General features: G+C 43.2%; 10 protein-coding genes. 4 read left to right on the forward strand and 6 right to left on the reverse strand.

Annotated features, from left to right (window positions below; translation table 11 throughout):
• Positions 1-77 precede the first annotated feature (77 nt).
• Both pflB and pflA read left to right on the forward strand, forming a co-directional pair.
• Positions 78-2,336 carry a formate C-acetyltransferase gene (gene pflB, locus ASC42_RS05160; RefSeq protein ID WP_055440841.1) on the forward strand — a complete coding sequence of 753 codons (2,259 nt, stop codon included), beginning with the start codon at positions 78-80 and terminating at the stop codon, positions 2,334-2,336.
• A 49-nt stretch (positions 2,337-2,385) separates the two neighbouring features.
• Positions 2,386-3,114: a pyruvate formate-lyase-activating protein gene (gene pflA, locus ASC42_RS05165; RefSeq protein WP_055440842.1), complete on the forward strand. Its 729-nt coding sequence runs from the start codon at positions 2,386-2,388 to the stop codon at positions 3,112-3,114.
• An 8-nt stretch (positions 3,115-3,122) separates the two neighbouring features.
• On the opposite strand, the gene pgmB is transcribed toward pflA, so the two are convergent.
• From pgmB to ASC42_RS05195, 6 genes are all read right to left on the reverse strand, one after another.
• Positions 3,123-3,788: a beta-phosphoglucomutase gene (pgmB, locus tag ASC42_RS05170; protein ID WP_003397136.1), complete on the reverse strand. Its 666-nt coding sequence runs from the start codon at positions 3,786-3,788 to the stop codon at positions 3,123-3,125.
• Positions 3,781-4,497: a TrmH family RNA methyltransferase gene (locus ASC42_RS05175; RefSeq protein WP_055440892.1), complete on the reverse strand. Its 717-nt coding sequence runs from the start codon at positions 4,495-4,497 to the stop codon at positions 3,781-3,783. Before ASC42_RS05175 ends, pgmB begins: the two co-directional genes overlap by 8 nt.
• A gap of 18 nt (positions 4,498-4,515) precedes the next feature.
• Positions 4,516-4,998 (reverse strand): Cys-tRNA(Pro) deacylase, encoded by a 483-nt coding sequence (gene ybaK, locus ASC42_RS05180; protein WP_072242666.1) that lies wholly within the window; start codon positions 4,996-4,998, stop codon positions 4,516-4,518.
• A 76-nt stretch (positions 4,999-5,074) separates the two neighbouring features.
• Positions 5,075-7,678 carry a bifunctional acetaldehyde-CoA/alcohol dehydrogenase gene (gene adhE / locus ASC42_RS05185; protein ID WP_055440843.1) on the reverse strand — a complete coding sequence of 868 codons (2,604 nt, stop codon included), beginning with the start codon at positions 7,676-7,678 and terminating at the stop codon, positions 5,075-5,077.
• Between the two features lie 173 nt (positions 7,679-7,851).
• Entirely contained in the window at positions 7,852-8,079 is a 228-nt protein-coding gene (locus ASC42_RS05190) for a hypothetical protein (protein ID WP_032101622.1), read from the reverse strand.
• A gap of 81 nt (positions 8,080-8,160) precedes the next feature.
• Positions 8,161-9,453 carry a hypothetical protein gene (locus tag ASC42_RS05195; RefSeq protein WP_055440844.1) on the reverse strand — a complete coding sequence of 431 codons (1,293 nt, stop codon included), beginning with the start codon at positions 9,451-9,453 and terminating at the stop codon, positions 8,161-8,163.
• A 140-nt stretch (positions 9,454-9,593) separates the two neighbouring features.
• On the opposite strand from ASC42_RS05195, the gene ASC42_RS05200 reads away from it, so the two are divergent.
• On the forward strand, positions 9,594-11,108 hold the full coding sequence (locus ASC42_RS05200) for an FAD-dependent oxidoreductase (protein ID WP_055440845.1): 1,515 nt from the start codon (positions 9,594-9,596) through the stop codon (positions 11,106-11,108).
• Positions 11,105-12,574, forward strand: a complete 1,470-nt coding sequence (locus ASC42_RS05205) for a spore germination protein (protein WP_055440846.1) — start codon at positions 11,105-11,107, stop codon at positions 12,572-12,574. Before ASC42_RS05200 ends, ASC42_RS05205 begins: the two co-directional genes overlap by 4 nt.
• Positions 12,575-12,582: the final 8 nt, after the last annotated feature.

Consider the following 12,582-nt stretch of genomic DNA (forward strand, 5'->3'; position numbering starts at 1 on the left):
ATTCTCCCGTGCGTGTAATAAAGTAGTATTCTTTATATAGGGGGTTACTATTCCTTAATGATTGGGAGGAGATTATGATGGCGCTACTTACTGTGAATGAAACGTTAACGGACGCATGGAGAACGTTTAAAGGTGATAAGTGGAAAAAAGAAATTGACGTTCGCGACTTTATTTTAAATAACGTAACCGTTTACACAGGGGATGAATCGTTTTTACAAGGTCCAACTGAAGCGACAAAAACTCTTTGGGAACAAGTGATGGAACTTTCAAAACTTGAACGCGAAAAAGGCGGCGTTCTCGACATGGATACAGAAATTGTATCAACCATCACGTCGCACGGACCAGGCTATTTAAACAGGGAACTTGAAAAAGTTGTCGGTTTTCAAACAGATCAGCCATTTAAGCGAGCGCTCATGCCATTTGGGGGAATTCGCATGGCGGAGCAGGCGTGCGAAGCTTACGGATATGAAGTGAGCGATGACGTAAAGAAAATTTTTACTCAATATCGTAAAACGCATAACCAAGGCGTATTTGACGTGTATACGGACGAAATGAAAGCGGCACGTAAAGCCGGAATTATTACAGGACTCCCTGATGCATACGGACGCGGCCGCATTATCGGAGACTATCGCCGCGTTGCTTTATACGGCGTTGATCGTTTAATTGAAGAAAAGAAAAAAGACTTACGAAATGCAGGTGCGCGTACAATGAGCGAAGACATTATTCGTCTCCGCGAAGAACTAGCAGAGCAAATTCGCGCCCTCCAAGAACTAAAAGAAATGGCTGCAAGCTACGGCTACGATATTTCAAAGCCGGCGCGCAACGCACATGAGGCGTTTCAATGGCTATACTTTGCTTACCTCGCTGCGATTAAAGAACAAAACGGTGCAGCAATGAGTTTAGGTCGCGTTTCTACGTTTTTAGATATTTATATCGAACGCGACTTGCAAGAAGGGTCATTAACAGAACGGGAAGCACAAGAGCTCGTTGACCATTTCGTTATGAAGTTACGCCTCGTCAAATTCGCGCGAACACCAGAATATAATGAGCTATTTAGCGGCGACCCAACGTGGGTAACCGAGTCGATCGGCGGTGTCGCGATTGACGGCCGTCCGCTTGTGACGAAAAACTCGTTCCGCTTCTTGCATACGCTCGACAACTTAGGGCCTGCACCGGAACCAAACTTAACGGTGCTTTGGTCCACACAATTGCCAGAAGCGTTCAAAAAATATTGCGCGAAAATGTCGATTCAAACAAGCTCTATCCAATATGAAAATGACGATTTAATGCGCCCTGAGTTCGGCGATGACTACGGCATTGCGTGCTGCGTATCCGCCATGCGCATCGGCAAACAAATGCAATTTTTCGGCGCGCGCGCAAACCTTGCGAAAGCATTATTATATGCGATTAATGGCGGCGTAGATGAAAAATTAAAAGTGCAAATCGGTCCAGAATTTGCGCCAATCACATCTGAATACTTAGATTACGATGAAGTGATGCGCAAGTTTGATAACGTCATGGAATGGCTAGCAGAGTTGTATATTAATACGTTAAACGTCATCCACTACATGCACGATAAATATTGTTATGAGCGCATTGAGATGGCACTTCATGATACAAACGTCATGCGCACGATGGCAACGGGAATCGCTGGCCTTTCTGTTGTCGCCGACTCATTAAGCGCAATTAAATATGCAAAAGTAAAAACGATTCGCGACGAAAACGGCTTAGCTGTCGACTTTGAAATTGAAGGCGACTTCCCGAAATACGGTAACAACGATGATCGTGTAGATTCGATTGCTGTCGATATTGTTGAGCGCTTCATGACAAAATTGCGCAAACATAAAACGTATCGCGATTCAAAACATACAACATCGATCTTAACAATCACGTCAAACGTCGTCTATGGGAAAAAGACAGGAAATACACCTGACGGCCGTCGCGCAGGCGAACCGTTTGCACCTGGTGCTAACCCATTGCACGGCCGCGACACAAAAGGTGCGCTTGCGTCGTTAAGCTCTGTCGCAAAATTACCGTATGAATATGCATTAGATGGCATTTCAAACACGTTCTCAATCGTGCCAAAAGCACTCGGTAAAGATGATGCAACACGCGTTCAAAACCTTGTGGCAATTTTAGACGGATATGCTAAAAAACGCGGTCACCATTTGAACGTCAACGTCTTTAACCGCGACACGTTGCTCGATGCGATGGAGCACCCAGAAAAATATCCGCAGCTCACCATTCGTGTATCAGGCTATGCGGTGAACTTTATTAAATTAACACGCGAACAACAAATTGACGTCATTAATCGGACGTTCCATGAAACTATGTAATGGAAGCTCCCACACATTGTGGGAGCTTTCTACCTAGGAGGAAAACAATATGAACGGATTTATTCATTCGATTGAATCATGCGGAACGGTGGATGGTCCCGGTATTCGCTACGTCATTTTTACACAAGGCTGTTTATTACGTTGTCAATATTGCCACAACGCAGATACGTGGGAAATTGGCAAAGGAAAGCAAATGTCCGTCGATGAAATCATCGCTGATGCCCTAACATACTTGCCGTTTATGCAAGCATCTGGCGGCGGGATTACAGTAAGTGGCGGAGAACCGCTTTTACAAATCGATTTTTTAATCGAGCTATTTCGCCGTTGTAAACAGCTTGACATTCATACAACGATTGATTCATCAGGGGGATGTTATACGACGGAGCCGTCGTTCCAACAAAAGCTTGATGAATTGCTTCAATATACAGATTTAATTTTGCTAGATTTAAAACATATCGATGAAAAAAAACATCGGAAACTAACAGGAAAAACAAATGAACATATTTTAGCTTTTGCTCGTTTATTATCTGAGCGAAACGTACCCGTCTGGATTCGTCATGTGCTCGTTCCAACCGTCACAGACGATGAAGAAGATTTACATCGCTTAGCTGACTTCATTCGTACGTTACGCAACGTCGAAAAAATTGAGGTACTTCCGTATCATCAACTCGGCGTGTACAAATGGAAAGCGCTCGGGCTGACATATCCGCTTGAAGGCATCCCGACACCATCAGAAGAACGTGTTGAAAAAGCAAAACAAATATTAGGCGCAAAATAGGCTGGTCGTCATTGACCAGCTTTTTGCATAAATTTTACTTTCAACTCATCCCATGTCAATTGCTCCGTCCGTTGCACGAGCCAGTCTGGAGATAAAGATGCCAAATGATTCCCGATACCGACGGAAAACATATTTGTTTGCTTAATCGCCTTCATCCCTGCCTCACCGTCTTCAATGGCAACACAAAAGCGCGGATCGACATAAAGATGTTTAGCGGCCGTTAAAAAGATTTCTGGATCGGGCTTCATGCGCGTAATTGTTTTTACGTCGACGATGACGTCGAAAAATGAACGCACACCAAGCCGCTCAACAACTACACTTGCATTTGAACTTGACGATGCGAGCGCCATCGGGACACCGTCGCGCTGAATGTCGCGAAGGAGATCTATCATTCCCGGCAACACGTCACTTGGCGACAATTGCTCGATCAACACACGATAATATTGACCGCGCCGGTCGCCAAGGGCTCGCTTTTCTTCTTCCGACCATTCACGCGCCTTTTCTCCAAGAAGCGCCTCAACCATCGCCTGTCTGCTCATACCTTGAAGCTTTTGATTGAGCTGTCGATCAAAGGGCACTCCGATTTCATCGGCGACGCGTTTTGTCGCAATATAGTACAGCTCAACCGTATCAGCAATGACGCCATCTAAATCAAAAATAACTGCTTTAATCATTGCGTCCTCCCATTTTACTTTCCACCATTTTTCTTAGTCGTGGGCTAAGTGAAAGCTTCATCCAATGTTCATATATTTCTTTCTTTTCCGCTAGCGACAGATGATAGCGCTCGTTCACCACTTGTTTCGCCCGCTTCGTCACATCGTAAAGAGAAATAGCTGCTGCAACGGAAATATTGAAACTTTGCACAAATCCATTCATCGGAATGACGAACTTTCCATCTGCCAAAGCAAGCGCCTCTTCTGATACGCCACGATGCTCATTTCCGAACAAAAGCACTGTCGGTTTCGCTACGTCAATTTGTTCAAGCGGAATTGTTCCTTCTCCTAAATAGCTCGCATATACTTGATAGCCGTTTTGTTGGAGATGGCGAATTACCCGCTCAATCGATGAATGTTGATGCACGGTTAACCATTTGTCCGCATGTCGCGTCACCCATTTATTCGGTTCAAACGGAGCCGCTCCGGTGACGACATGAACGTCTTGAATACCGAACGCTTCCGCCGAACGCAACACGGCTGCTTGATTGTGTGGGTCGTCTACCGCTTCCGTCAAAATGGTAATATACCTCGTCCGTTCGCTTAACACATCGTACATCCGCTTTAAGCGACTTGGCAAAATCATTTCCCAAAGCAAGCGATTGTCGTCAGTTAACAATCCTTCTTCTATACGTTGTGCTAACCATTGCTGTTCTTCCTCTTTTGCCATTCGCATGCGACAACCCTCCTACGCTTTAATGACATGTGCGGTTTTCCCATTTGTCAACTTTAATAAGTCTTGAACAGAAAGCTTCATTTGCATGCCAATTTTTCCTGCGCTCACAATGATTTGCTCGTGCGCAAGAGCTGATTCGTCAACATACGTGTCGTACATTTTTTTCATCCCAATTGGTGAACAACCGCCGCGCACATACCCTGTCATTTTTTCAATGTCTCCCACAGGCAACATATGCACGCTTTTTTCTCCAACAACAGCCGCCGCTTTTTTTACATGCAACTCCGCTGCGACAGGGATGACGAACACGTAAAGTTGTCCGCTCGTCCCTTTTGTCACAAGCGTTTTATATACAATCTCTTCACGTTGTCCAATTTTTTTCGCAACCGATCTCCCATCAATTTGCCCATCGGCATAGTCATAAGTGAGCAATTCATATGGCACACGTGTGCGATCGAGCATGCGCACAGCATTCGTCTTCGTTTGTTTCACCATCCGTCCCTCGCTTTCCCCTATTAGTGTACCATAAACAAAAAGAAGGGACATCCTTTACGGGACGCCCCTCATTCACTTACACTCCCTTATACGCTTGACGATAAATGTCAGCGAGGTCGCTCACTAACGGCAATTTTGGATTGGCTGTTGTACATTGATCTTCAAACGCTAATTCAGCGAGTTGTTCGACTTTGCTTTCAAACTCTTCTTTTTTCACACCTGTAGCTGCGATGCTTAGCGGCATATCGAGTTCTTTCGCTAGCTTAATGATTGCTTGAACAAGGCTTTCGACACCTTCTTCTGTCGTTTTTGCTGGCAAGCCAAGCAAGCGAGCAATTTGAGCATAACGCTCATCAGCTACGAAATGTTCATACTTCGGAAACGCAGTAAACTTCTTCGGTTTTTGTGCATTGTAACGAATGACATGCGGCATTAAAATCGTATTCGCCCGTCCGTGTGGGATATGGAATTCTGCACCAAGTTTATGCGCTAAGCTATGGTTAATTCCTAAAAATGCGTTCGCAAATGCCATACCCGCAATCGTTGAAGCGTTATGCATTTTTTCGCGCGCGACTTCATCGTTTCCATTTTTGTATGCGCGTGGCAAGTATTCGAACACAAGTTGAATGGCTTTTAGTGCTAATCCGTCTGTGTAGTCGTTCGCCATATTCGATACGTACGCTTCAATCGCATGCGTCAATACATCCATACCTGTATCGGCTGTAATATGTTTTGGCATCGTCATCACGAATTGTGGATCAACGATCGCGACATCTGGTGTTAACTCATAATCAGCGAGTGGATATTTTACATTATTTTTCTTATCTGTAATAACCGCAAACGATGTGACTTCTGAACCTGTACCAGACGTTGTTGGAATCGCGACAAATTGCGCTTTTTGACCGAGTTTTGGATATTTAAATACACGTTTACGAATATCTAAAAACTTTTGTTTTAAGCCGTTAAAGTCTGTATTTGGATGTTCATAGAACAACCACATCGCTTTCGCCGCGTCCATCGCCGAACCACCGCCGAGGGCGATGATGACGTCTGGTTGGAACGCATGCATCATGTCGGCACCTTTCATCACTGTTTCAATGGATGGATCTGGCTCCACTTCTGAGAAAATTTCGCAATGCACATAATCTGGGCGTTTGCGTAAATAGTACAACACTTTATCGACATAGCCAAGCTTCACCATGCCTGGATCTGTAACAATAAAGGCACGTGAGATGTTTGGCATTTTCGCTAAATATTGTGTTGCATGTTTTTCAAAATAAATTTTTGGCGGAACTTTAAACCATTGCATGTTTACATTCCTTCTCGCTAATTTTTTAATGTTAATTAAATGTGTCGCACCTACGTTTGTTGAAACCGAGTTGCCTCCAAACGTACCGCAACCGAGCGTCAATGACGGAATGTATGCATTGTAAATGTCACCGATCGCTCCTTGTGAAGATGGTGCGTTCGAAATGATTCGCCCTGCTTTCATTCGCTTACCGAATTCAAGAATGACTTCTTGATTTTCTGAATGAATAACCGCAGAGTGGCCAAGTCCACCGAACTCAAGCATTTCTTCTGCTCGTTTTAATCCTTCTTCTGTACTATTCACCTTATAGCACGCCAATACCGGACTTAATTTTTCACGAGAAAGTGGCTCTTGCGGACCGACGCTTTTTAGTTCTGCCACAAGAATTTTCGTATCAACCGGCACGTCAACTCCTGCCATTTTCGCAATTTCATATGCTGGTTTACCGACGATATTCGGATTTACTGCGCACGTATTTTCATTAATGACAAGCTTTTCAACTTTTTTCTTTTCTTCTTCATTTAAGAAATAACATTTGTTTGAAATCATTTCGTTTTTTACCGCGTCATAAATTTCTTTATCAATAATGACCGCTTGTTCAGATGCACAAATCATACCGTTGTCAAACGTTTTTGAAAGAATAAGGTCGTTCACAGCACGTTTTATATTTGCTGTTTTCTCAATATAGCAAGGCACGTTACCAGGTCCAACCCCTAATGCTGGTTTTCCTGAGCTATATGCCGCTTTGACCATGCCTGCTCCACCTGTCGCAAGAATAAGCGAAACGCCAGGGTGATGCATCAATTGTTGCGTTGCTTCAACGGAAGGCGTTTCGATCCATTGAATACAATGTTCTGGCGCGCCAGCCGCAACTGCTGCATCACGTAAAATGCGTGCCGCTTCACTGCTGCATGTTTGAGCGGATGGGTGGAACGCGAAAATGATTGGATTGCGCGTTTTAATAGAAATGAGCGCTTTAAACATTGTTGTTGAAGTCGGGTTCGTGACTGGGGTTACCCCAGCGATAACGCCTACTGGCTCCGCAATTTCAATGATACCTTCCTGCTCATTTTCGCGAATAACGCCGACGGTTTTATCATATTTGATGTTATGATAAATGTATTCTGTCGCAAAAATGTTTTTAATAATTTTATCTTCATACACGCCGCGCTTTGTTTCTTCAATGGCTAGTTTCGCTAAATACATATGTTTATCAAGCCCAGCTAACGCCATTTGTTTAACAATATGATCAATCGTTTCTTGATCGTAATCACGAAACGCTTTTAACGCTTTTTGCGCATTCGCCACGAGCGTATCGATCATCTTTGTAACTTCTTTCTTTTGGTCTAATACTTTTTCATCAACAGCCATATAAGACCCTCCTATATTTACTTGTGAATTTTTTCACAAGTTGATCGAAAATAAAAATGTGATTACTTTCACATTCACATTATAACGAAGATAGGATCGTTTGTGTGTGTCAACTTTGTGAAATATTGAGCAAATATATTGTGCAAGAGAACCGCTTCTTATAAAGAAGGCGGTTACTCACATACTGGATTGCGTGGAATTTTTGTAAACGAAATATCGTTGTACATGCGCGTATTTCGCTTAACGATCACGACATAGTTCACTGTCCATATATAAGAAGGAATATCTTGATCATCTTCAAACATCATTGCTTCAAATTCGTCCCCAATCATTTCTTCAAATAGCTCCAATGTATATGTTTCTGCATCTGTTGAAAAGTTTCTCCATTCGCATACGAGCATCATCTGTCACCTCAACTTTTCTTTTGTTACCATTATTGTAACATTCTTTTCTATACTATAGATTGTGAAATATTGAACAAATCATGAATATTGCTTATTTGTTATATATGCTTGTTTTGGATGATTTGGTTGGTCTGGATACTTTAAACGCATTTTCCCTTCCGCTAACAGCTTTCCTAAATAATTATTGCGCAGTCCGTCTGGCGTTCGATCTAATAAATAAGCTAATTCTTTTAACATTAATGGCCGATGGGCACATAGTTGCAAAATGATTTCTTCCATCTTTGTCGGTGCAAGCCTTTTTTTCTTACGCGCAATCTCAGCAATACTCCAGAGCTCTTGATCGATATTCGTTTCTTCTTCATTATTTACGGAGTTGGTTAGATTATTTATAGAGTTTTGGTCGCTATTATAGGAGTTATTTTCACTAATTACGGAGTTAGGCCCACTATTTACGCAGTTAGATTCTTTATTTATGGACTCCAACTCTTTATTTACGGACTCTAACTCGCTATTTATGGAGTTTTGGTCGCTATTATAGGAGTTTTCATCATTATTTATGGAGTCAGCTAGCTCTAAATTGTCTGACCAATCACATATCATCTCTAGATCATCGTCGTGTTTATGTCTTTCTGCAAAGGACACGACTGGTAATGTAATAACCGTCCGCTCCTGGAAATCATATTGATCAATGACAGGCTGTTGCAAACAAATTGTTTCGATCGTTTTCAAACCGACTCCAGCTCGCTTGCAAAAATGAATGTAAATAAACATTTTGAACACATTCGGATTACGCAAATGGCTAACACCGCCGCTAAATGCCTGTTCTAAAGGAATACCGAAAAGCCCAGGATTAGAAAATTGCACGTATGAGCGTTGCCGTTCGACAATAATGCCCCCATCACCGTTGTAATCGGAATGAACGATCGCATTAACAAGCGCCTCATGCATAGCTTCTTTTTCAGCTTCTGATCCATCTTTTAGCTCGTTCATTACTTTAAAATAAAAATCATAAATATTTCCCGACCACGTTCCATCTTGTGAAGTGAAACGATTTGTCCAATGCATATGATTATCATCATATTCACGATATTCAAGAAAGTATTGTGGTAAAACTTCTGTAATCATTCGCTCTTCGCTAAACATAAGAAGTCCTGCTAATGTTAATCCTTCCTTGCTTGTGTTTCGTATTTTTCCCCATGCCCCAATCTTATATAAAAAATCTTTCGTTTCTAAACCGTTCCATGGGTGGTTTGGTTTGACTTTTGCAAATTGCTCACGATAATGGCGAACAGATTCTAAATGCAATTCATTCAGCCCGTAATGTTCTAAGACGATATTATCTTGTAAACGAACACTTGCATCTTTATTCACTTTAACTCTCCCTCTTACGTTATGTTATAAAAACATTTCTATACACGTCTATTTCCATTTTATCATCTTTACAAATGTTCATCATAAACTTTTCGATTTGGGGAAAATTAAGAAAAACATGGATATGGAGGAACAAACTCATGTCTTTACCAAAGTCATCTCAATCGTATTGGCTACAATCAACAACACTTCCTTCTTTTCCATCGCTTACGCAATCGCTTGATGTCGACATAGCGGTTGTTGGAGGAGGAATAACAGGCATTACAACGGCCTATTTGCTTGCTAAGCAAGGGGTGCGTGTCGCTGTCATCGAAGCAGACCGACTATGTAACGGCACAACAGGACATACAACCGCAAAAATAACTGCCCAACACGATCTCATTTACCACGAACTGATCGCTCATTTCGGTGAAGAAAATGCTCGCCATTATTACGAAGCAAATGAAAAAGCGTTGCAATCGATTTTGCAAACGATAAAAGAACACGATATTCATTGCGACGTATCGCTAGAAGACGCGTACGTGTATACGACGGAAGAAACACAATTACATATGCTTGAAGCGGAGTGGAAAGCGTATGTAACGCTCGGCATTGATGGGGCATATGTCGATCAACTTTCGCTTCCTTTTTCCGTCCGAGGTGCAGTCATGATGCGCAACCAAGCGCAATTTCATCCCCTCCATTATTTAAAAACATTAGTGGAGCTCGCGGTCAAACATGGGGCATCTTTTTACGAACAAACTGTTGCACAACATATCGAGACAACCAATCGCCCGATTGTACAAACGAAAAATGGCGCAACGATCACGTGCGACACGGTTGTCATTTGTACCCATTTTCCGTTTGTTGACCCTTCTTTTTACTTTGCACGCTTGCATGCAGAACGGTCGTACGTCATTGCAGTTGAAGCTCGTGAACGACTGCAAGGTATGTATTTAAGCACAAATGAACCAAAGCGATCGTTGCGATACACGATGATAGACGACAAACCTCTTCTTTTGATTGGTGGTGAGTCGCACAAAGTTGGACAAGGAACGAACATGATTCAACACTACGAAGCGTTGCAATCATTTTCAGAACATATATTCGGACTTTCGAACGTGCAATATCGTTGGTCAGCGCAAGATCTCGTCACACTAGACAATCTTCCATACATCGGTCCTGTTCGTACAAACCTTCCACACGTACTTGTTGCAACAGGATATCGAAAATGGGGAATGACGGCAAGCACGGTCGCAGCTCAGCTGTTAGCCGATCTAGCATTACAAAAAGAAAATCGTTACGCTCAGCTTTTTTCCCCTTCGCGATTTGTTGCTGATCCGTCGCTCAATCACTTACTGGCAGACGGCATCAATGTCGCGAAACATTTCTTGATCGGAAAGCTTGAATACGCCATTCGTACCCCCCGCGACATATTGCGTGGAGAAGGGGCTGTGGTCAATGTAGGAGGAAAACGAGCTGGTGCTTATCGCGACGATGACGGTACACTTTATGTCGTCGATACGACGTGTACACATATGGGGTGTGAACTCGAATGGAACAACGGGGAAAGGACATGGGACTGTCCATGTCATGGTTCACGGTTTTGTTTCACAGGAAAAGTGCTAGAAGGGCCGGCCATCGAACCGCTTCAACAGCTGAAAGGAGATGAATAATGAACGGCACTCAACAACTATTGACTCATTCGCTTGATGCGAATGAACAAACGTTGCGTGACTATTTTACAAAAACGCCTGATCTTGTATATTGCCATCTACTCATTGGAGAACCGAAAAAACGGGCGTTGCTTGTATATCTCAACACACTTGTTGATAAAAACTCAATCAACAATAACGTGATTAACCCACTTTTATTTGAAACGGGACAAATAAATACAATTGCTGATATTCAATTGCCAATCGGGGCAAAATCATATGCGACAATATGGGAACATGTTATTCAGCGCGTGTTTCAAGGGGAAACAGCGCTATTTCTAGACGGCGACGACCACGTATTACTACTCGACACGCAAGGATGGCCACAACGTGCCATCGCAGAACCACAAATTGAATCGTCACTAAAAGGATCACATCAAGGATTTATTGAAACGTGCGAAAAAAATATCGCCTTAATTCGTCGCTATTTGCCACATCAACAACTAAAAATTGAAGAAACGACTGTCGGCAGACGGGGACATACCCCTGTCTCATTATTATATTTAGAAGACGTTGCTCATCCAGAAGTACTGCAAGAATTGAAAGATCGAATTGAACAAGTTGACGTCGATACAATTGTCAATACAGGCGAGCTTATGCAACTGATTGAAGATAACCCGTTTTCGCCATTTCCGCAGTTTTTATTGACGGAGCGGCCAGATGCAGCAGTAAGCAACCTACTGCAAGGACGCATCGTCATCGTTGTTGATCGGTCGCCTAGCGTGATGATCGGACCGATGACGTTTATTACATTCTTCCAAACGGTTGATGACTATAGTACACGTTGGATGATCGCTTCGTTTTTACGCTTACTGCGCCTGCTTGCCTTTTTCATGGCGATTTTTTTACCGTCAGCCTACATTGCGGCTCTTTCGTTCCATTACGAGATTATTCCGCTCAATTTATTGTTAACGGTCGGCGAATCGCGCGAACGCGTTCCGCTTCCTCCGATTCTTGAAGCGATTTTCATGGAAGTTGCGATCGAAATGTTGCGTGAAGCAGGGTTACGTTTACCTGCGCCAGTCGGGCAAACAGTTGGCATCGTTGGCGGCGTCGTGATCGGACAAGCAGCCGTTGAAGCTGGCATCGTCAGCAACATTATGGTCGTCATCGTGTCGCTAACAGCGATTGCCTCGTTTATTATTCCAAATCCTGATATGTCCGAATCGATTCGCTTATTGCGCTTTCCGATGATGATCGCCGCTTCCTTATTCGGATTAGTCGGAATGGTGATCGGATTTATGGTTATCATCGGGCATCTCATTTCATTGGAGTCGCTTGGCACACCTGCAGGAAGTCCGTTTGCTCCTGCACGGTTACGCGACTGGAAAGATACCATATTGCGCTTCCCGCTCTGGATGATGCGCACGCGTCCGTTATCTGCCCGGCCGACACAGCTAACAAGACAAAAAAAATTTCGCAAATAAGTGGTGCG

This window comes from Anoxybacillus suryakundensis, assembly GCF_001418025.1.
Lineage (GTDB): Bacteria > Bacillota > Bacilli > Bacillales > Anoxybacillaceae > Anoxybacillus > Anoxybacillus tengchongensis.